The organism is Streptomyces sp. NPDC048612 (assembly GCF_043199295.1).
Classification (GTDB): domain Bacteria; phylum Actinomycetota; class Actinomycetes; order Streptomycetales; family Streptomycetaceae; genus Streptomyces.
Genome location: NZ_JBICVV010000009.1, coordinates 265,954 through 285,227, shown reverse-complemented (window position 1 = coordinate 285,227; position 19,274 = coordinate 265,954). Strand labels below are relative to the sequence as shown.

Here is a 19,274-nt window from a genome sequence, read left to right as displayed (position 1 = left end):
TTTCCGGACGTAAAGCGAAGCAGTCCGGAAACCCTGCCCCGGAGGCCCGTCACCGCACCCGACAACCACCCGCCCGCCGCAGGCGCAACGGCGAGGCAGCAACAAGCACCACCCCAGCCCACGCCCCGCGCAGCGGACCCGAAACAACGCGAGCCACCACGGCGGGAAAGCCGAAAACGTGGGAGGTCAACCAAGCGCAGAGCGTTGGCGGGCCCGGAACAGGAAGTCCGCCACCCGCGCCCGGTCCGGCTCCGGAGGCAGCGGTGAGCTGGTCACCGCGGCCTCCGCTTCTTCGGAGAGCCGGGCCATCCGGCTCTCCACCGTGGCCCAGGGCACCTCACCACGGCGGACGGCCAGCAGGCCCGCACGGTCCGGGCCGACGTCCAGGGTGAGCACGCCGGTGCGGAGCAGGTCGCGGGCGCAGGCGAGTATGCGCAGCAGATGCATGGCGTGCTTCCAGCGGGGGGCGCCTTGGTGGCGTACGTCGGCGTGCAGCAGCTTGAGCTGGCCGGCGGCGTAGCCCGCGAATGTGCGGTGGGCCTGCCGGGACAGGAACGCCTCGCGCAGGGCGAGCAGCTCCCGGCCGGTGGCGTCGATCCGCTCCACGAGGGGGGAGTGCAGACACTCCAGGACGGTCGGGTTGGCGCGCAGCCCCAGCTGGCAGAACCGTTCCAGCTCCCAGGAGAACTCCTCCTCCCGCGGCCCCTCCACATGGGTCGGGGGCTTCTCGAAGCCCCAGAAGAGCGGGGTGGGGGCGAGAAACACCCCGCGGCGGTCGGTGTCACTGGTCTCCGTGGCCAGGCCGAAGGCGCGCGAGCCCATCACACAGGCGTAGACGGTGTGCTCGGTGACCAGGGAGTGACCTGTGGCGGATTCGGGCATGGGGGCGATTGTGGCGGGGCGGGGAGGCGCATGTCACCAGGTTTCGGGGGCGGCCGCGGGCCGGCCCGCGGCCGCGGACACCGCCGGTGCACGGGCCGTCGCGGGGCGTGCGGACAGTCGTGCCCGCGCCGCCGGTCCTCCCGGCGCCGTACGGATGGTCCGTGCGGCTGGTTACGCTGATCAGTGCGCGCACAGGTACGTGACGCGGCCATAACGCAGGGGAGCAGTGACGTGGCGGTACGAGCGGTCCGTGGGGCCGTCCAGCTGGAGCGGGACGACGCGGAGCACATGCAGGAGCAGGTCGGTGCGCTGCTCACCGCCCTCCTGGAGCGCAACGACCTGCGCGCGGACGACCTGATCAGCGTGTGGTTCACCGCCACCCCCGATCTGCACAGCGACTTCCCGGCCGCCGCGGCGCGCGCCCTGGGCATCACCGACGTGCCGTTGATCTGCGCCCAGGAGCTGGACATCACCGGCGCCATGGAGCGCGTGGTGCGGGTACTCGCCCATGTGGAGACCGGTCTGTCCAAGGCCGGGATCGCCCATGTCTACCTCGGCGCGGCCGGGGCGCTGCGGAAGGACATCGCGCAGTGAGGACCGCACTCGTCATCGGAACGGGCCTGATCGGCACCTCGGCCGCGCTCGCGCTGAACGCACGGGGCGTCCAGGTGTACCTGGAGGACCACGACCAGGCCCAGGCCCTGACGGCCGCCGCGCTGGGCGCCGGCACCGCCGAGGCGCCGCCGGGGCCGGTCGATCTGGCCATCGTGGCCGTGCCGCCGGCCCATGTCGCGACGGCGCTGGCGGACGCGATGCGGCGCGGCGTGGCCCGTGCCTACATCGACGTCGCCAGCGTCAAGGGCGGGCCGCGCCGCGAGCTGGAGTCGACGGGCCGCGACCTGTCCGGCTACCTCGGCACCCACCCGATGGCGGGCAAGGAGCGCTCCGGACCGCTGGCCGCCACCGCCGACCTCTTCGAGGGCCGCCCCTGGGTGCTCACCCCGACCCGCGACGGGGACACCGAGGTGCTCAACCTCGCCCTGGAGCTGGTGGCGCTGTGCCGGGCCGTCCCGGTGGTGATGGACGCGGACGCCCACGACCGCGCGGTCGCCCTGGTCTCGCACACCCCGCAGCTGCTCTCCAGCCTGGTCGCCGCCCGCCTCAAGGGCGCCGACGAGACCGCCGTACGCCTCTGCGGCCAGGGCATCCGGGATGTGACGCGGATCGCGGCCTCCGACCCCGCGATGTGGATCGACATCCTGTCCGCCAATCCCGGCCCGGTCGCCGACGTCCTGGCCGAGGTCGCCGCCGACCTGGACGAGACCGTCCGTTCGCTGCGGGCCCTGGAGTCCGCCGACGAGGAGAAGCGCAGCGGCGGCGCCGGCGGCATCGAGGACGTGCTGCGCCGTGGCAACGCGGGCCGCGAGCGGGTGCCCGGCAAGCACGGCGCCGCCCCGGCCACGTACGAGATCGTCGCCGTCTACATCGGCGACCAGCCCGGTGAGCTGGCCCGGATCTTCGCCGACGCCGGCCGGGCCGGGGTCAATATCGAGGACGTCCGCATCGAGCACGCCACCGGCCAGCAGGCGGGCTTCATCCAGCTCATGGTCGAGCCGCAGGCGGTGCCGGGGCTGACCGCGGAGCTGCGGGAGCGGGGCTGGTCGATCCGGCAGTGACACCGTGGACGGCGCCGTGCGGGTGAGCCAGTAACCTTGTCCGGGGCCGTTGTGGCCCTTGGACCCCAGCCCCGTGTACAAGAAAGGTGTTCGTCACCGTGGAAACCGCCGCTCGGACCGCCCCGGCAGCAGTGATTGTCGCCATCGACGGCCCCGCAGGCACGGGCAAGTCCAGCACCTCCAAGGCCGTCGCCGCCAAGCTGGGCCTCGGCTACCTCGACACCGGCGCCCAGTACCGCGCGATCACGTGGTGGATGCTGACCAACGGGATCGACGTCAACGACGCGACCGCGGTGGCCGACGCCGCCGCCAAGCCCGTGATCGTCTCCGGCACGGACCCGGCCGCCCCGACCATCACGGTCGACGGCCTGGACGCCGCGGGACCGATCCGCACCCAGGAGGTCACTTCCGCGGTCAGCGCCGTCAGCGCCGTCCCCGAGGTCCGGACCCTGATCACCGACCTGCAGCGCAGCATCGCCGCCGAGGCGCCCGACGGCATCGTCGTCGAGGGCCGGGACATCGGCATCACCGTCCTGCCCGACGCCGACCTCAAGGTCTTCCTCACCGCCTCCCCGGAGGCGCGGGCGGCCCGCCGCAGCGGCGAGCTGAAGGGCAAGGAGGCCGGTGACCTGGCCGCCACCCGCGAGGCGCTGATCAAGCGCGACGCCGCCGACTCCGGCCGGAAGACCTCCCCGCTGGCCAAGGCGGACGACGCCGTCGAGGTGGACACCACCGACCTGACCCTGGAGCAGGTCATCGAGTGTGTGGTCACTCTCATCGAGGGCGCCGGCGCCGAAAAGGCGGGGCGGGTCGCCCGGTGACCGACAGCGGCAGGGCGCCGAGCGCGGCGGGTGCCGCGGTCGGCCGCCGGATCGGCATCGGCCTGATGTACGGGCTGTGGCGGCCGCGGGTGCTGGGCGCCTGGCGGGTGCCGTCCGCCGGCCCGGTGATCCTCGCCGTCAACCACTCGCACGGCATCGACGGCCCGATGCTGATGGGCACCGCGCCGCGACCGGTGCACTTCCTGATCAAGAAGGAAGCCTTCGTCGGCCCGCTGGACCCGTTCCTGCGGGGCATCGGGCAGCTGAAGGTGGACCGCGCCGCCGCCGACCGCAAGGCGATCACCGACGCCCTCGGGGTGCTGGCGCAGGGCGGAGTGCTGGGGATCTTCCCGGAAGGCACCCGTGGCGAGGGTGACTTCGCCTCCCTGCGGGCGGGCCTGGCGTACTTCGCGGTGCGCTCCGGGGCCCCGGTGGTGCCGGTGGCGGTGCTCGGCGGCAGGGAGCGGCAGAGCCGGCTGTCGTCGGCCGTGCCGCCGCTGCGGTCCCGCGTCGACGTCGTCTTCGGTGACGGCTTCGCCGCGGGGGACGGCAGTGGCCGGCGCACCCGTAAGGCGCTCGACGAGGCGACCGTACGCATCCAGGAGCGGCTGACCGCCCACCTGGCAGAGGCCAGGCGCCTGACCGGGCGCTGAACCAGACTTGAGTAGTGGGGCGCGGACGAGCGGCCCACCGACCACGAGGACCACGCGGCGGCAGCCGCACATTGAATGCGTGAGGAACGGACTTCATGAACGACCAGATCCCTACCGGCGACGAGCACGGTGCGCTTGGCGACGCCGAGTACGCGGAGTTCATGGAGCTCGCCGCGGAGGAGGGCTTCGATCTCGCGGAGGTCGAGGGTGACATCGCCGCGGCCGGCCACGGCCCGCTGCCCGTCCTCGCCGTCATCGGCCGCCCGAACGTCGGCAAGTCGACGCTGGTGAACCGCATCATCGGCCGCCGCGAAGCAGTCGTCGAGGACCGGCCGGGCGTCACCCGCGACCGCGTCACCTACGAGGCGGACTGGAACGGCCGCCGCTTCAAGGTCGTGGACACCGGCGGCTGGGAGCAGGACGTCCTCGGCATCGACGCGTCCGTCGCGGCGCAGGCCGAGTTCGCCATCGAGGCCGCCGACGCGGTCGTCTTCGTCGTCGACGCCAAGGTCGGCGCGACCGACACCGACGAGGCCGTCGTCAAGCTGCTGCGCCGCTCCGGCAAGCCCGTCGTCCTGGTCGCCAACAAGGTCGACGGCCCGTCGGGTGAGGCCGACGCGGCCATGCTGTGGTCGCTGGGCCTCGGCGAGCCGCACCCGATCTCCGCGCTGCACGGCCGCGGCACCGGCGACATGCTCGACGCCGCGCTGGAGGCGCTGCCCGAGGCCCCCGCGCAGACCTTCGGCACGGCCCTCGGCGGCCCCCGCCGGATCGCGCTGATCGGCCGGCCGAACGTCGGCAAGTCGTCGCTGCTGAACAAGGTCGCCGGCGAGGAGCGGGTGGTCGTCAACGAGCAGGCCGGCACCACCCGTGACCCGGTCGACGAGATGATCGAACTCGGCGGCAAGACCTGGAAGTTCGTGGACACCGCCGGTATCCGCCGCCGGGTGCATCTCCAGGAAGGCGCCGACTACTACGCCTCGCTGCGTACGGCGGCGGCCGTCGAGAAGGCCGAGGTCGCCGTCGTCCTGATCGACGCGTCCGAGTCCATTAGCGTCCAGGACCAGCGCATCGTCACGATGGCGGTGGAGGCCGGCCGCGCCCTGGTCATCGCCTACAACAAGTGGGACACCCTCGACGAGGAGCGCCGCTTCTACCTGGAGCGGGAGATCGAGCGGGACCTCGTGCAGATCCCCTGGGCGATGCGGGTGAACGTCTCCGCGCGCACCGGCCGGCACATGGAGAAGCTGGTCCCGGCGATCGAGACCGCGCTGGCGGGCTGGGAGAGCCGCATCCCCACCGGGCGGCTGAACGCCTTCCTCGGTGAGATCGTCGCCTCCCACCCGCACCCGATCCGCGGCGGCAAGCAGCCCCGCATCCTCTTCGGTACCCAGGCGGGCACCAAGCCGCCGCGCTTCGTGCTCTTCGCCTCGGGCTTCCTGGAGGCCGGCTACCGCCGCTTCGTCGAGCGGCGGCTGCGCGAGGAGTTCGACTTCGACGGGACGCCGATCCACATCTCGGTGCGGGTCCGCGAGAAGCGCAGCAAGAAGAAGTAGCGGCCCGTCCCCGGCCGTGCGGACCGGTCAGCGTCCGTGCGGCCGGGCGTCCCGCTGTGCCGGTGGCAGCGCCGCCGGGGCGTTCCCGCGGGGGTGGTAGGGCTGCCGGCTCACGACCTCCCAGTGGCCCGCGGAGCCCGGCGTACGGCTCCAGCTCCCGCGCAGCGACTCCGGGAGCTCCGGCTCGTCCGTACGGTCCCCGGGCAGGGCCCGAAAGCTGCGGCGGTACTCGGCGTACAGCGCGTCGTAGATCGGCGTGGCCGACCCGTGATCCGTGGTGTGCGCCGTCCCGTGGTCGTACGGCGGGCGCATGCCGGGGATCGGGTGGTACGGGACGCGGGGAGCGGGGTCGTATGCGTGCACGTACGTGCCAACGACCCCGGTGCCCGCAGGGATGCGGCTTTCCGGTGGAAATGGCTGATCGCGAGGCCAAGACCGTCCGGATCGACGGTCCTGCCCCCGCGATCGGGTCCGGCGGCTGTCAGGTGCCGGCCAGCGGGATCTCCGCGGCGACCAGGGCGCCCTTGGCGGCGGCGCTCTCCAGGGCCTCCCGCATCAGGTCCTCGCGGGGCTGGTGGCCGATGGTGCCGGCGGGCGCGGCGTACAGCACCACGGACTGCGCCTTGTTGGCCGCGGCGCGCCAGCCGTCGGAGACGGCCAGCGGCTGGTGGGCCTGCCACCAGGCGGACTGCTGGCCGGAGTTGCCCGGCTGGAGGACGGCGTGCAGCTTGCCCATGGCCAGCAGCGCGGACCAGCCCTGGTTCGGGGCGGGGAGCTGGTTCATGTCCGTCACCGGGTGGAAGCCCTGCTCCAGGAGCAGCGGGAGGAAGTCGTCGTCCGGGCCGGTCGAGCCGGGACGGGCGATCGGGCCGTCGGGCTCGACCACCAGGGCCGGACGCAGATCGGCGTCGACGAGCACCAGACCGCAGGTGATCCCGAGGGTCGCCTGGCGGGGAGCGGTGGGCACCGGGACGGCCGGGGACGGCACCGAGCCGGGGGTGCGGGGGGTGGCGTCCTCGCCGGTGATGGAGCGGACGGCTCCCTGGAGCTGCTCCTCCGAGACCGGGACGACCTGCGAGGGGATGCAGGTGGCGTGCGCGAACGCGAGCACCGCGGTCTCCTCGCCCACGAACAGGACGGTGCTGGTGCGCTCCTGGTCGCTGTCTCCGGGGGTCCGGCAGGAGGTGCAGTCGTAGTGGCCGGGGGCGTCGCCACCGGCCAGCAGGCGGTCGGCTTCTTCATCGCCGATCTCGGCGCGAACGTCGTCGCTGACGTCGAGCATGCGCGGCACGGGTGGCTCCTCGATCTCTGTGCGTCAGCCGGGTGGTCTCCCGGCTCGTACCAGGACAACGGGTGACCTGCGGCAGGAGTAACGCGGGGATGGGAACGGAATCGAACCAATCGCCGCACAGCGGAAAACCGTGGAAAGCCGTCCCGGAATCGGTCACTTAACGCCAACTTTTGCGCAGAACCTGGCGCAGTCGGCGGCGTTCCGTACGCCGGACCGGGTGGGACCGGGGCGCCGAGGGCGTGGCGGGCTGGCCGCCGCCGCGGGGCTGCCTACCGTCACCGGCTATGTCGGACAACTCTTCGGCGCCTCGGCGCCTCGTGGGATGCGTCGGGCTGCTCACCGCGGCCGCCGCTGCCCTGGTCCTGGGCCTGCCCGGGGGCGCCGCCGCCGACGGGCCGGACGGCGGGGACCGGCCGCCGCACGCCTGCGCCGGTGACCAGTGGCCCTGGGGCTGCCTCGCGGAGTGCGAGAGCAGCGGTGACTGGCACATCAACACCGGCAACTCCTTCTACGGCGGGCTGCAGTTCCATCAGCCCACCTGGGAGGCGTTCGGCGGTCTCGCCTTCGCGCGGCGGGCCGACCTCGCCTCCCGTGAGGAGCAGATCGAGATCGCGAAGAAGGTCCAGGCGGCCCAGGGCTGGGGCGCCTGGCCCGAGTGTTCCCAGCGCTACGGGCTGACCGCCAAGAGCCGGACCCATGTCGTACGGCGCGGGGAGACGCTCGGCACGATCGCGCAGAAGTACCGGGTGAAGGGCGGCTGGCAGGCGCTCCACAAGGCCAACCGGCCCGCCGTCGGACGGAACCCGGACCGGCTGTCGGTCGGCACCAGGCTCCGGCTTCCCTGAACGCTGCCCCCAAGGCGCGTGAGCCGGGCCGGCGTTCCTCTTGGACGGCGCACCGGGCCGTACGGGTGCGTCAGTGGCCGAGTCCCCGGCGGATCGCCACCTCCACCGGCGAGTAGGCCCCATCGGGGCGTTCGGTGCTCGGGCCCTGTCCCGGTTTGGGGAGCAGGGGCGGCTGGGCCATGAAACGGGGCTCGGTGCCCCTGTGCGGCTGCGCGGCGTGCACCAGGAACGGGTGGCAGAGGTAGACGTCACCGGCGCGGCCGGTGGCCAGTGCCTGCGGCCGGTGCTCGGTGGCGGGCACGGCGCGCTGCGCCAGGTCCATGAAGGGCAGCCCGGCCTCTCCCTCGGGGCCGAGGAGCGCGGCCACGTCCAGATGGGAGCCGACGCGGATGCGGGTGGGCGCGTCGTCCTCGCCCACGTCGGACATCAGGAACAGCATCAGCAGCCAGCGGCCCCGGGACGCGGCGTTCACCCGGTACGACAGATAGTCGGCGGGGTCGTCCCCCGGAAAGCTCGCGTCGATGTGCCAGCCGTCGTCGCCCGGCTCGTCGTCGCTGCGGAACCGCACCGGGAACGTGCCGAGGTCGCCGCGCGGCGCCCAGCGTCCCGGTCCGGCGAGGGCGTCGTACGCGGCGTGCAGGCGGGGCGCGTTGACGGCGGCGCGGAAGGGCTCCTGCCCGTAGAAGCCGAGCCGTACCACGGGGTCCTTCCAGGTCGCCGGATCGCCGGGCTCGCCCGGGATGTCGCGCCACATGATCTCCCGGCACTCCGCTGCGACCTCCGGCGAGAACGCGCCCTCCACACAGAGAAAGCCCTGCTCCACGAATGCGGAGAGGGCGGAGTCATCGATATTTGCGTCATCCATCGGGTCAGCGTGGCAGCGGGGGGAACGGGTGTACCAGCGAATTTCCGGGGGCCGGCCGGTGGTGGGGCACCACGACCAGCCGGTTCCCGGCCAGGTCCCCGGAAATCCGTACGCACCGGACGAGCGGGAGGCGGTACGGTCCCGGAATGCTCGATGCGGAGGGGCACTTGGGGGAGAAGCCCGCCGGCTGACCGGAGCGGGGAGGCCGCCGTCCCCGGGCCCGGTGGTGACCGGGTGGAGGGGATTTGCGGCCTAAGGGTTCCATGACCCGCTTACCGATGAACTAACTCTTTCGGAACAAGTTGGCGAAAGGCCCAACCCGGAACCGATTTTTGCGGTCCTTCCCTAGAGCAGGGGGCCGCCTCGCGCCATCAGGAGGGGAGCGCGACGTGGCCCACGGGGAGACCGGGCAGGACCAGAAGACCAGGGGACACGGGGACGGATGCACATCTCATTCCTGATTCACAATGCCTACGGTATCGGGGGGACGATCCGTACGACGTTCAATCTGGCGCGTACGCTCGCCGAACGGCATGACGTCGAGATCGTGTCCGTCCTGCGCCACCGCGACGACCCGGTCTTCGACCTGGGGCCCCGTGTGGCGCTGCGGCATCTCGTGGACCTCCGGGAGAGCAGCCCCGGGCACGACGGCGCCGATCCCGCGCACGCCCGCCCCGCCAAGGTCTTCCCCGCCGCCGAGGGCCGCTTCGACCAGTACAGCGAGCTCACCGACCGGCGGATCGCCCAGCATCTGCGCAAGACGGAGGCGGACGTGCTGGTCGGCACCCGGCCCGGCCTCAATGTGCACATCGCCAAGCAGGCGCGCCGCGGCCCGGTGCGGATAGGCCAGGAGCACCTCACCCTGGACACCCACACCCGGGAGCTCAAGCTGGCGCTGCGCGGCGCCTATCCGCGGCTGGACGCCGTCACCACCGTCACCGAGGCCGATGCCGGCGCCTACCGGCGGACGCTGCGGCTGCCCGGTGTGCGGGTCGAGGCGGTGCCCAACAGCGTGCCGGCGTCCGCGCTGCCGCCCGCCGACGGCAGCGGCAAGTGGGTCGTCGCGGCGGGCCGGCTCGCCCGCGTCAAGCGCTATGACGTCCTCATACGCGCCTTCGCCCAGGTCGCCGAGGAGCGCCCAGACTGGCGGCTGCGGATATACGGCGGCGGCGCCGAGAAGGCCCGGCTGCGCGATCTCATCGACGAACTCGGCCTGTACAACCACGTCTTCCTGATGGGCCCGGCCAACCCCCTGGAGCCCGAGTGGGCCAAGGGCTCGATCGCCGCGGTCTCCTCCAGCCTGGAGTCGTTCGGGATGACCATCGTCGAGGCCATGCGAGCGGGCCTGCCGGTCGTCGCCACCAACTGCCCGCACGGGCCGGGCGAGATCATCGACGACGGGGTGGACGGCAAGCTCGTACCAGTCGGCAGTCCGGAGGCGCTGGCCGGCTCGCTGCTGTCCCTGATCAACGACGACGCGGCCCGCAGGCGGATGGGGGAGGCGGCGCTGGCCTCGTCGGCGCGCTTCGACCCCGCCACGGTCGCCGGGCGCTACGAGGCGCTCTTCGGGGAGCTGCTCACCCGCAGGCGCGGCAGCCGATGGCACAGCAGCCTGCATCGCGCCCGCGGAGCCCTGCTCAGCGGCGCCTACGCCACCAAGGACGCGGCCCGCGCCGCGCTGAGAGGGGTGCGGACGGTATGACGGCGCCGAGCCAGTTGACCGTGACCGGACACGAGACGAAGGAGTCCTCCGCCATCGATCAGGAACCCATGGTTCCGGCGAGTTCGGGACCCGAGAGACCCGAGCGCCCGGCTGAGCGGGGCGGCGAAGCCGCTCCGGTGGAGCTGCGGGCCGACTGCATCGCGGACTCCGCGGGCGGCCTCACCTTCGACCTGAACGCCCCTCAGGACCTGCACACCACCTGGAGCGCGGCGCTGGTGCTGCGGCTGCGCGGCGGTGATGGCGTGGACGACGAGGTGCGGCTGCCGCTCGGGCCGAACGGCGCCGGGCGGCTGCGCGCCGTCCTGCCCAGCACCGTCGCGCTCGCCGAGGGCCGCTGGAACGCCTACGCCGACCTCGGCGACGGCCGGGACCCCCGGCGCCTGCTGCCCGGTGTCAACGACCTGCGGTCGCTGGTGGACCGCCGGCCGCTGGCGGGCATTGGCCGGCTCGGGGTACGCATCCCGTACGCCACGAAGTTCGGCAATCTCGCCCTGCGCAGCTGGCTGCGCGGCCCGCACGCCGAGGCCGGCGACATCCGCGTCGCCCCCGACGGCATGACGGTCTCCGGCCGGCTCTACGGCGCCGTCCCGGCCGCCGGTGCCCGGGTGGAGGCCCGCGCGCGCCGTACCGGGGCGGCCCCGGAAGCGGCCCCGGTGACCGTCCCGCTGACCGTCGAGGGCGCGGACTTCACCTTCACGCTGCCCTACGAGGAGCTGGCCGGGCGCTGGGAGCAGGGCAACGAGCCGTGGGACCTGTGGCTGCGCCTCGCCGAGGGTGTCCGGCCGGTGCGCATAGCCCGTCTGCTGGACGATGTCGCCGACAAGAAGCAGGTGTTCAGCTACCCGGCGCTGCCGGTGCCGGCCGCGGCGGGGGAGCTGAGGATCGGCCCGTATTACACCCTGGACAACGACCTGGCCCTCCGGGTCGCCGGGCCGGCCGGGAGCTGACGGAGGCGGCGGCCGGGTCCCGGTCCGGTATCGAGGACCGCGGCTGTCCGCAAGGGCTGGGAGACTCGGGCCATGTTGGAGACCTCGGCACGTCTGCTCCGCCTGCTCTCCCTGCTGCAGGCCCACCGGGAGTGGTCCGGCGCGGAACTCGCCGGCCGGCTCGACGTCACCCCGCGCACGGTGCGCCGGGACATCGACCGGCTGCGCGAGCTGGGCTACCCCGTCCACTCCACGCCCGGGACGGCCGGCGGCTACCGGCTCGGCGCGGGCGCCGAACTCCCGCCGCTGCTGCTGGACGACGACGAGGCGGTGGCGGTCGCGGTCGGGCTGCGCACCGCCGCGTCCGGCGGTGTCGACGGCATCGAGGAGGCGTCGGTTCGGGCGCTGGCGAAGCTGGAGCAGGTGCTGCCGCACCGGCTGCGGCGCCGGGTCGGCGCGCTGAACGCCGTCACCGTGCCGATGCTCGGCAGCGGCGGCCCCCGGGTGGACCCCGACGTCCTCACCGAGCTCGCGCACGCCTGCCGGGACTGCCACCGGTTCCGTTTCTCCTACACGGCCCATGACGGAGCGGTCTCCCGCCGCACGGTGGAACCGCACCGCCTGGTCTGCGCCCGGCGCTACTGGTACCTCGTCGCCTGGGACGTGGACCGCGCGGACTGGCGCACCTACCGGGCCGACCGCATCACCCCCACCCCGCCGCACGGGCCGCGCTTCACTCCCCGTACGCCACCGGCCGAGGACCTGGCCGCGTATGTCGCCCAGGGCATCTCCAGCCGCGTCTACTCGACCCGGGCCACCGTGCTGCTGCACGCCTCGCTGGAGCGGGCGGCGGAGCGCATCAGCCCGGCCGCCGGCGTGCTCGAGGCGGTCGACGCACGGCGTTGTCTGCTGCGTACCGGGGCGCACAGCCTCGAACTGCTGGTGCTCCACATCGTGCTGACCGGCTTCGACTTCGAGGTCCGGGAGCCGCCGGAGCTGCTCGGCCGGGTCCGGGAGATCAGGGACCGGCTGGGCCGGACGCTGGCAGCGTCACCGGCTGCTTCCCCACCTCCGGATGGTGCAGATCGAACGCCGGGGACTCGGAGCGGATGCGCGGAAGGGTCGTGAAGTTGTGCCGGGGCGGCGGTGAGGAGGTCGCCCACTCCAGGGACCGGCCGAAGCCCCAGGGGTCGTCCGCCGTCACCCTGGCGCCGTAGCGGGTGGTCTTCCAGACGTTGTAGAGGAACGGCAGGGTGGACAGGCCCAGCAGGAAGGAGCCGATGGTGGAGAAGGTGTTGAGCGCCGTGAAGCCGTCGGCGGCCAGGTAGTCGGCGTACCGCCGTGGCATGCCCTCCACCCCCAGCCAGTGCTGGACGAGGAAGGTGGTGTGGAAGCCGGTGAACAGCGTCCAGAAATGGATCTTGCCGAGGCGCTCGTCGAGCATCTTCCCGGTGAATTTCGGCCACCAGAAGTAGAAGCCCGCGTAGGTGGCGAAGACGACCGTGCCGAAGACGACGTAGTGGAAGTGGCCGACGACGAAGTACGAGTCGGTGACGTGGAAGTCCAGCGGCGGTGAGGCCAGGATGACGCCGGTCAGGCCGCCGAACAGGAAGCTCACCAGGAACCCGATCGACCAGAGCATCGGCGTCTCGAACGACACCGAGCCGTGCCACATGGTGCCGATCCAGTTGAAGAACTTCACCCCGGTCGGCGCCGCGATCAGGAACGACATGACGGAGAAGAACGGCAGCAGCACCGCCCCGGTCACGAACATGTGGTGCGCCCAGACCATCACCGACAGCGCCGTGATGGCCATCGTCGCGCCGATCAGCATGACGTAACCGAAGATCGGCTTGCGGGAAAAGACCGGGATGATCTCGGTGATGATGCCGAAGAACGGCAGCGCGATGATGTAGACCTCGGGGTGGCCGAAGAACCAGAACAGGTGCTGCCACAGGAGCGCCCCGCCGTAGCGGGCGTCGAAGACCACCGCCCCGAACTGCCGGTCCGCCTCCAGGACCAGCAGCGCGGCCGCCAGCACCGGGAACGCCATCAGCACCAGGATCGAGGTGAAGAGGACGTTCCAGGTGAACACCGGCATCCGGAACATCGTCATGCCGGGCGCCCGGAGCACGATGATCGTGGTGATGAAGTTGACGGCACCGAGGATGGTGCCGAAGCCGGCGAGCGCCAGGCCCATGATCCACATGTCGGCGCCGACCCCGGGGGAGCGGACCATCGAGTTGAGCGGGGCGTAGGCCGTCCACCCGAAGGCCGGGCCGCCGAACGGTGTGAGGAAGCTGCCCAGCACGATCAGGCCGCCGAAGAGGAACAGCCAGTACGAGAGCATGTTCAGCCGCGGGAAGGCGACGTCGGGCGAGCCGATCTGCAGCGGCATGATCTCGTTCGCGAAACCGGCGAACGCGGGGGTGGCGAACAGCAGCAGCATGATCGTGCCGTGCATGGTCAGCGCCTGGTTGAACTGCTCGGCGTCGATGATCTGCAGTCCGGGCCGGGCCAGCTCGGCGCGCATCACCATCGCCAGCAGCCCGCCCACCAGGAAGAACCCGAACGCGGTGATCAGGTAGAGGTGCCCGATCTTCTTGTGGTCGGTGGTCGTCAGCCAGTCCACCAGCACCGAGCCACGGCGTCGCGCCCCGGAGGGCCGCACGCGCGCCTGCCCGGTGTCCGTAACCATCCGCTGCACCTCGTTCGTCGACGGTGGACTGGGGACCGGGACATGATGCGCGCGCGGGGGACGCAGTGCGAGAGGGCGCTCCGGTCCGTTCCGGTGGCATCCGTCGGGGCGGTGGACCGGGGGCGCCGGGAGGGGGTGAGCCCGGTAAGCGGGGGGATGGGCGATGTGCGGGAAATGTGTGTGGAATGTGTCTCGTCGGCCAAATTCCGGTCGGCCGATAAAGGGCGCCGGGTAAAGGCGATCCGGAACTGACGGGGGAATGTTTTCGGACGGCGCGTCGCGTTGACCGGACGGTCCGTGTCCGTTAGCTGTCCGATCAGGGCGTGAATTCGGGCCGATTTATTTTCCACCCGGTTGCGCCGTCACGCGGCGCGTACGGGTGACGGAAGTTCCGGCAAACGCCGCCGGGGCCGCTGTGACACAAGTGTGACCAATGCCGGACAGGGGAGTCACCGGGGTGTGCGAGGGCGGGCCTTCCACCGGCCGTCGCGGGCGCTTACGGTGGCTGTCATGGACGTACCGAACCTCCCCGACACCCCTCAGGACGACATCGAGGCGTATGTCGGCCTTGCCCAGCAGGACGCCGAGGAACAGGCGCGGGCGCGCGGCTGGACCACCGTCCGCTCGCTGCCGCCGGGCGCGATCATCACGATGGAGTACCTGGCCGGCCGGCTCAACTTCGAGGTCAAGGACGGCGAGGTGCACCGCACCTGGCAGGGCTGAGCACCACTGACGACGACGAAGGCCCCGGCCGCTCCTGGGAGCGGCCGGGGCCTTCGCTGCGGGGGAGAGGTGTGCGTACCGGCCCCGCGGCTCGTGGGGCGGTCAGCCGCTCCCGTTGCGGCCGCGCCCGGACGTCGGGCTCAGCGGCGTGGTGCGCGGGACGCGGTCCGCGTGCGGCGGCCGCCGGCTGCCCGCCGGGGTGGCCGGGGTGCGCTCCGAACGGATGGAGTACGGGCGCGACGGGTGGTGCGGCCAGCCGTCCGGGGTGTGGCCGGAGGCGGAACGCCCGCCCGTACCGGCGGAGATCGTCTCGCGGACGAGCGCCTCCCCGTCCGAGGCGAGGCGCTGCCGGGACACCCCCGGGGCCAGTGCTCCGGCCGGCAGCGGGCCGCGCAGTGAATCGGGGCGCAGCCGCAGCCACAGCCGCAGCAGGATGCCCATGAGGCGGTCCTCGAACCAGGTGATCCCGGGCTCCAGCCAGGGCAGCGCCAGCAGCACCAGCAGTCCGGCGGCCCAGCCGAGCAGCACATCACTGACCCAGTGCGTGCCCAGGTAGACCGTGGTCATGCCGACGCCCAGGGCGCCCAGGGCGGCGATCACCGACAGCGTGCGGCGGCGCAGCGAGGTGGTCGCCAGGTAGGCCAGCACACCCCAGGTGACCACGGCGTTCGCGGTGTGGCCCGACGGGAATATGTCGCCGCCGAGCCCCATCTCGTGGGAGCCGACCACGGTCGCGTAGTGCGGGCCGAGCCGGCCCATGCCGATCTTGGCGGCGCCCACGGTGATGTTCAGCAGCAGCAGCGAGGCGCCGAACACCAGCAGCGGGTGGAGGTTGCGCTGACGCCAGCAGCGCCAGCCCAGCCAGGCCGCCACCGCCACCGCGGTCGGTCCGCGCTGGCCCAGCACCACGAAGTAGTCGAGGAAGGCATGGATCTCCGGCCACTGCTTGTAGGGCCGGAAGAACATGACCTGCCAGTCGAGCGTGACCAGCCATGAGGTAGCCAGCACCCCGGCCACGATCGCGAAATAGACCGCCACGGTCCCCCAGAACAGCCACATGCGGGTCCGGGTCATGCTGGGCGGTCGGACGCGATCGGTGGGGCGCTCCTCCATCTGGTCGAGCTTGTCATCGGTACGCACTCAATCGACGTTACCGCGTGTGATGTAGGTGCTTGGTCAAACTGTGCGCTTTGTAATGACGATGTGATGTGGAATGCGTCTCAAACGAGGCTTCGGCGCAGGGATTTGGAAGCGAATTCGCGGCGATTTTCAATGGCTCCCCGCCGCGCGCGTGTCGTCGCGTCGAGCGCCTTATCCGCTTTTCCGCTCCGGAGTTTATCGGCTATTCGCTCACGGGTCGTCCCGTGTTTCCCGCGAGGCGCTCACGAAGTGAACTCGTGCGATCACGCAGAGTGATCGGATAGCTCACGGCGGGCCGGAACCGTTCAGCCAGAACGCCCCGTAGACCGCGGAACCCGTCGCCAGCAGTCCGATGGCCAGCCAGGGCCACGCCCGGCGCCACCGCGCGAGGCCCACCGCCAGGGGGAGCAGCAGCGGATAGGCCGGCAGCATCAGCCGGGGCTTGGAGCCGAAGTAGCCCTTGGCGGTCAGCGCGAGCAGCAGCACCGTCCCGCCGTAGACCACCAGCGGCAGCGGCTGCCCCTGCCGGACCCCGCGCACCTGGAGCCAGATCACCAGCCCGATGCCCACGAGCAGTCCGGCTCCCGCCGCGAACACGGGCCCCGACAGCTGCTGCCGGACGAACGAGGCGAACGCGATGCCCCCGTCGAAGCCGTTGCCCCAGCCCTCCTGGATGTCCAGGTAGCCGGTGAGGGAGCCCTGGTGCACCGCCACCCACAGGAAGTAGCCGCACCAGCCGAGCGGGGCGAGCAGCACGCCGGGCAGCAGTCCGGGATGCCGCCGCGCCGCCGTCCGCAGCGGTGACCCGCCGGCCCGCTCCCGCCACAGCGTCACCGCTGCGGTGACCCACACCGCCGCCACCACCGCGGCACCCACCGGCCGGGTCAGCCCGGCCAGCGAGGCCAGCACCCCGGCGGCCACCCAGCGCCCGGTCAGCACGGCGTACAGCGCCCAGGCCGCGAGCGCGGTGAACAGCGACTCCGAGTACGCCATCGACTGCACGATCCCCACCGGCAGCGCGGCCCACAGCGCCGCGAGGGCGACCCCGGCCCGCGGCCCGTGCAGCCGCTCGCCGGTCGCGTACAGCGCCCAGGCCGCGGCCAGCGAGGCCAGCCAGGACACCACCATCCCGGCGTCGGCGGCCGAGAGCGGGGAGAGTGCCGACAGCCCGCGCTCCAGCCAGGGCAGCAGCGGGAAGAAGGCCAGGTTGGAGTGCACGTCGCCGTTGGGCAGCGCGACGGTGTAGCCGTAGCCCTGCTCGGCGACCCGGGTGTACCAGAGCGCGTCCCAGCGGGCGGTCAGCAGGGTGTGCCAGCTCCGGCCGCCGGCCGCCGACCAGAGGGCGAGGACGACGATGCCCAGCAGCCGGATCGCCGCGAACGCCAGCAGCGCGGGCGCGGCCCGGCGCAGCGCGGCCCGGACGCCGGTGCCGTCGCACCGGGCCGGGCCGGGAACGGCGGCGGGGGCAAGATCGTTCATCGGGACGATTATCCAGGTGGCCGAAGAACGACTGCCGACGGCGGGTGGGGGAACGCGTGACGCTGCGATGAGCGTCTCATCGTGAGGTGAGCCACGCGGCACCGCACGGGACTCGCGTAGTCTGAGCGTCTCAACTCGCCCGTGCCGCCGGTTCGCCCGGGGCGTTTTCGCGCCCTGTTCCGTGGCCGCGAGAGCATGACTGGAGGTGCTATGTCCGGGACGACCGCGTCCGGCAGTGGACGGACGGCTGGTGTTCCCCGGCTTTCAGGCGGCGGTGTGAACCGCTGGACCGTGCTGATCGTGCTCTGCGTCAGCCTGCTCTTCGTCGCGCTGGACACCACGATCCTGTACGTCGCGGTGCCCTCGGTCACCGAGGACCTGCGGCCGGGACCGGTGGAGCTTCTCTGGATCGTCGATGTCTATCCGCTGATCGCTGCCTCGCTGCTGATCCTCTTCGGCACCCTCGGCGACCGCGTCGGCCGCCGCCGCATCCTCCTCCTGGGCTACGGCCTGTTCGGCCTGGCCTCGGCCGCCGCCGCGCTCGCGCCCAACCCGCAGACCCTGATGGTGGCCCGTGCCCTGCTCGGCATCGGCGGCGCCATGATCATGCCGGCCACGCTGTCGATCCTGCGGCAGGTCTTCCCCGACCGGCGCGAACGCGCGGTCGCCATCGGCGTGTGGAGCGCGGTGGCCGCGGTCGGTGCCGCGGTCGGCCCGGTCCTCGGCGGCTTCCTCGTCGAGAACTTCTGGTGGGGCTCGGTCTTCCTCATCAACATCCCGATGATGGCCGCGATGCTGCTGATAGGCCGATGGCTGCTGCCGGAGTCGCGCGGTGAGCGCAACGGCCCCTGGGACGTCATCGGCGCGATCGTGGCGGCCCTCGGTGTGCTGGGGATCGTCCTCGGCGTCAAGCGGATCGGCAGCGGTGCGGCCGTGGTGGGCCCGACCACGCTGCTGCCCATCGTCCTGGGTGTCCTGCTGCTGGTCCTCTTCGTCCGCCGTCAGCGCCGGCGCAAGGACCCGCTGATCGATGTGCGGCTGTTCGCGGTGCCCGCGTTCGGCACCTCCGTCGTCTGCATCGTGCTGGCCATGCTCGCCCTCGTCGGGCTGCAGCTGATCGCCGTGCAGTACCTTCAGCTCGTCCTCGGGCTGAGCCCGCTGGAGACCGGGCTGCGGATGCTGCCGCTGGTCTTCGCCGCGATGGCCGCCGGCCTCACCGGCTCGAAGATGCTGCAGGCCCTGGGGCCGCGCGCGATGGTCTCCCTCGGTTTCGTGCTGACCGCGGTCGCGGTGCTGTGTCTGACCGCGATGAGCGCTGAGGACCGCCCCTGGCTGCTGTCCCTGGGCTTCGTGCTGCTCGGCTTCGGCTTCCAGTCCACGCTGTTCGGGGCCTACGAGTCGATGCTCAGCGAGGCCCCCGCCGAGCAGTCCGGCGGCGCCGCCGCGATCGGGGAGACCTCCTACCAGCTCGGCGCCGGCATCGGTGTCGCGCTGCTCGGCAGCGTCATGAACGCCGCCTACGCCCCGGGTCTGAACCACGTCGACGGCGTCCCCGCGCGGGCCTCCGCCTCGGCGGCGCACTCCCTCGGCGAGGCCTACAAGGTCGCCGCCGGTCTGGGCGACGGCGCCCGCGCCGCCCTGCGGGAGGCCGCCCGGGACTCCTTCGTCCGCGGGCTGCACATCACCCTCGTCGCCAGCGCCGTGCTGCTGCTGGTCGGCGCGGGGATCGCGCTGCGGCTGCCGCGCCGGGCCGCGGAGTCCACGGAGCGGGCGGAGGCGGACGGCGAGCCCGCCCCGGGCGAGGGCATGGGCGGCCGCGGCAGCAGCGAGCCCGCCCCGGCGCGCTCCGGCCGCTGAGCCCGGCCGTTCCGGCCGGGGCCCACCGGGCGTTCCCGTCCCCGTCGCGCGGCGGTGACCCTTGCCGCGCGGCACCACGGGCCGTACCGTCGGACAGCAAATAACTACCACTGCTAGTTTTTCGCGCTGATCCGCCGGA

At 72.4% G+C, this 19,274-nt stretch carries 18 protein-coding genes; 11 read left to right on the top strand and 7 right to left on the bottom strand.

Features of this window, described 5'->3' with window-relative positions:
- Positions 1 to 186: 186 nt before the first annotated feature.
- Positions 187 to 882 carry a DNA polymerase beta superfamily protein gene (locus ACGFN2_RS17050; RefSeq protein ID WP_393360906.1) on the bottom strand — a complete coding sequence of 232 codons (696 nt, stop codon included), beginning with the start codon at positions 880 to 882 and terminating at the stop codon, positions 187 to 189.
- A 231-nt stretch (positions 883 to 1,113) separates the two neighbouring features.
- On the opposite strand from ACGFN2_RS17050, the gene aroH reads away from it, so the two are divergent.
- From aroH to der, 5 genes are all read left to right on the top strand, one after another.
- Positions 1,114 to 1,476, top strand: a complete 363-nt coding sequence (aroH, locus tag ACGFN2_RS17045) for a chorismate mutase (RefSeq protein WP_362608261.1) — start codon at positions 1,114 to 1,116, stop codon at positions 1,474 to 1,476.
- Positions 1,473 to 2,558 (top strand): prephenate dehydrogenase, encoded by a 1,086-nt coding sequence (locus tag ACGFN2_RS17040; protein WP_393360903.1) that lies wholly within the window; start codon positions 1,473 to 1,475, stop codon positions 2,556 to 2,558. Before aroH ends, ACGFN2_RS17040 begins: the two co-directional genes overlap by 4 nt.
- Positions 2,559 to 2,644: 86 nt before the next feature.
- Positions 2,645 to 3,379, top strand: coding sequence for a (d)CMP kinase (gene cmk, locus ACGFN2_RS17035; protein ID WP_393360900.1), 735 nt, complete (start codon positions 2,645 to 2,647; stop codon positions 3,377 to 3,379).
- Entirely contained in the window at positions 3,376 to 4,032 is a 657-nt protein-coding gene (locus ACGFN2_RS17030; protein ID WP_362608256.1) for a lysophospholipid acyltransferase family protein, read from the top strand. The genes cmk and ACGFN2_RS17030 overlap by 4 nt, the downstream gene beginning before the upstream one ends.
- A 95-nt stretch (positions 4,033 to 4,127) precedes the next feature.
- Positions 4,128 to 5,588: a ribosome biogenesis GTPase Der gene (gene der / locus ACGFN2_RS17025; RefSeq protein WP_362608255.1), complete on the top strand. Its 1,461-nt coding sequence runs from the start codon at positions 4,128 to 4,130 to the stop codon at positions 5,586 to 5,588.
- A gap of 27 nt (positions 5,589 to 5,615) precedes the next feature.
- Here der and ACGFN2_RS17020 read toward each other — a convergent pair whose 3' ends face one another.
- Together ACGFN2_RS17020 and ACGFN2_RS17015 are read right to left on the bottom strand one after the other, a co-directional pair.
- Entirely contained in the window at positions 5,616 to 5,951 is a 336-nt protein-coding gene (locus tag ACGFN2_RS17020) for a hypothetical protein (RefSeq protein ID WP_393360896.1), read from the bottom strand.
- Between the two features lie 118 nt (positions 5,952 to 6,069).
- Positions 6,070 to 6,879 carry a hypothetical protein gene (locus tag ACGFN2_RS17015; protein ID WP_393360893.1) on the bottom strand — a complete coding sequence of 270 codons (810 nt, stop codon included), beginning with the start codon at positions 6,877 to 6,879 and terminating at the stop codon, positions 6,070 to 6,072.
- A gap of 284 nt (positions 6,880 to 7,163) precedes the next feature.
- Here ACGFN2_RS17015 and ACGFN2_RS17010 point away from each other — a divergent pair, with 284 nt between their 5' ends.
- Positions 7,164 to 7,724 (top strand): transglycosylase family protein, encoded by a 561-nt coding sequence (locus ACGFN2_RS17010; RefSeq protein WP_362608249.1) that lies wholly within the window; start codon positions 7,164 to 7,166, stop codon positions 7,722 to 7,724.
- A 70-nt stretch (positions 7,725 to 7,794) separates the two neighbouring features.
- Here ACGFN2_RS17010 and ACGFN2_RS17005 read toward each other — a convergent pair whose 3' ends face one another.
- Entirely contained in the window at positions 7,795 to 8,589 is a 795-nt protein-coding gene (locus ACGFN2_RS17005) for a phytanoyl-CoA dioxygenase family protein (RefSeq protein ID WP_393360890.1), read from the bottom strand.
- A gap of 442 nt (positions 8,590 to 9,031) precedes the next feature.
- Between ACGFN2_RS17005 and ACGFN2_RS17000 the strand changes: the two genes are divergently transcribed.
- The 3 genes from ACGFN2_RS17000 to ACGFN2_RS16990 all read left to right on the top strand — a co-directional run bounded on the left by ACGFN2_RS17000 (position 9,032) and on the right by ACGFN2_RS16990 (position 12,366).
- Positions 9,032 to 10,291 carry a glycosyltransferase family 4 protein gene (locus ACGFN2_RS17000; RefSeq protein WP_362608245.1) on the top strand — a complete coding sequence of 420 codons (1,260 nt, stop codon included), beginning with the start codon at positions 9,032 to 9,034 and terminating at the stop codon, positions 10,289 to 10,291.
- Complete coding sequence (locus tag ACGFN2_RS16995; RefSeq protein ID WP_393360887.1) at positions 10,288 to 11,259, top strand: hypothetical protein; 972 nt, start codon at positions 10,288 to 10,290, stop codon at positions 11,257 to 11,259. The genes ACGFN2_RS17000 and ACGFN2_RS16995 overlap by 4 nt, the downstream gene beginning before the upstream one ends.
- Positions 11,260 to 11,331: 72 nt before the next feature.
- Positions 11,332 to 12,366: a helix-turn-helix transcriptional regulator gene (locus ACGFN2_RS16990; RefSeq protein WP_393360884.1), complete on the top strand. Its 1,035-nt coding sequence runs from the start codon at positions 11,332 to 11,334 to the stop codon at positions 12,364 to 12,366.
- On the opposite strand, the gene ctaD is transcribed toward ACGFN2_RS16990, so the two are convergent.
- Complete coding sequence (ctaD, locus tag ACGFN2_RS16985; RefSeq protein WP_362608241.1) at positions 12,257 to 13,936, bottom strand: cytochrome c oxidase subunit I; 1,680 nt, start codon at positions 13,934 to 13,936, stop codon at positions 12,257 to 12,259. The two genes, ACGFN2_RS16990 and ctaD, sit on opposite strands and share 110 nt — an antisense overlap.
- Positions 13,937 to 14,446: 510 nt before the next feature.
- On the opposite strand from ctaD, the gene ACGFN2_RS16980 reads away from it, so the two are divergent.
- The gene (locus ACGFN2_RS16980) at positions 14,447 to 14,659 is read left to right on the top strand and encodes an I78 family peptidase inhibitor (protein WP_362608240.1); all 213 of its coding nucleotides are present in this window, start codon (positions 14,447 to 14,449) and stop codon (positions 14,657 to 14,659) included.
- Positions 14,660 to 14,761: 102 nt separating this feature from the next.
- Here the strand turns inward: ACGFN2_RS16980 and ACGFN2_RS16975 are convergent, their stop codons facing one another.
- The gene (locus ACGFN2_RS16975; protein WP_362608239.1) at positions 14,762 to 15,799 is read right to left on the bottom strand and encodes a phosphatase PAP2 family protein; all 1,038 of its coding nucleotides are present in this window, start codon (positions 15,797 to 15,799) and stop codon (positions 14,762 to 14,764) included.
- 285 nt (positions 15,800 to 16,084) lie between these two features.
- A complete protein-coding gene (locus ACGFN2_RS16970; RefSeq protein ID WP_393360881.1) occupies positions 16,085 to 17,278 on the bottom strand; it encodes a hypothetical protein in 1,194 nt (397 codons plus the stop codon).
- Between the two features lie 210 nt (positions 17,279 to 17,488).
- On the opposite strand from ACGFN2_RS16970, the gene ACGFN2_RS16965 reads away from it, so the two are divergent.
- The gene (locus tag ACGFN2_RS16965; protein ID WP_362608235.1) at positions 17,489 to 19,135 is read left to right on the top strand and encodes an MFS transporter; all 1,647 of its coding nucleotides are present in this window, start codon (positions 17,489 to 17,491) and stop codon (positions 19,133 to 19,135) included.
- The last annotated feature ends 139 nt before the right edge of the window (positions 19,136 to 19,274 follow it).

What these genes read in the sequence shown, in the direction of transcription:
- ACGFN2_RS17050 (WP_393360906.1), bottom strand. Translation starts at nt 882, where the DNA reads ATGCCCGAATCCGCCACAGGTCACTCCCTGGTCACCGAGCACACCGTC.
- der (WP_362608255.1), top strand. Translation starts at nt 4,128, where the DNA reads ATGAACGACCAGATCCCTACCGGCGACGAGCACGGTGCGCTTGGCGAC.
- ACGFN2_RS17010 (WP_362608249.1), top strand. Translation starts at nt 7,164, where the DNA reads ATGTCGGACAACTCTTCGGCGCCTCGGCGCCTCGTGGGATGCGTCGGG.
- ACGFN2_RS17005 (WP_393360890.1), bottom strand. Translation starts at nt 8,589, where the DNA reads ATGGATGACGCAAATATCGATGACTCCGCCCTCTCCGCATTCGTGGAG.
- ACGFN2_RS17000 (WP_362608245.1), top strand. Translation starts at nt 9,032, where the DNA reads ATGCACATCTCATTCCTGATTCACAATGCCTACGGTATCGGGGGGACG.
- ACGFN2_RS16995 (WP_393360887.1), top strand. Translation starts at nt 10,288, where the DNA reads ATGACGGCGCCGAGCCAGTTGACCGTGACCGGACACGAGACGAAGGAG.
- ACGFN2_RS16990 (WP_393360884.1), top strand. Translation starts at nt 11,332, where the DNA reads ATGTTGGAGACCTCGGCACGTCTGCTCCGCCTGCTCTCCCTGCTGCAG.
- ctaD (WP_362608241.1), bottom strand. Translation starts at nt 13,936, where the DNA reads ATGGTTACGGACACCGGGCAGGCGCGCGTGCGGCCCTCCGGGGCGCGA.
- ACGFN2_RS16980 (WP_362608240.1), top strand. Translation starts at nt 14,447, where the DNA reads ATGGACGTACCGAACCTCCCCGACACCCCTCAGGACGACATCGAGGCG.
- ACGFN2_RS16970 (WP_393360881.1), bottom strand. Translation starts at nt 17,278, where the DNA reads ATGAACGATCTTGCCCCCGCCGCCGTTCCCGGCCCGGCCCGGTGCGAC.
- ACGFN2_RS16965 (WP_362608235.1), top strand. Translation starts at nt 17,489, where the DNA reads ATGTCCGGGACGACCGCGTCCGGCAGTGGACGGACGGCTGGTGTTCCC.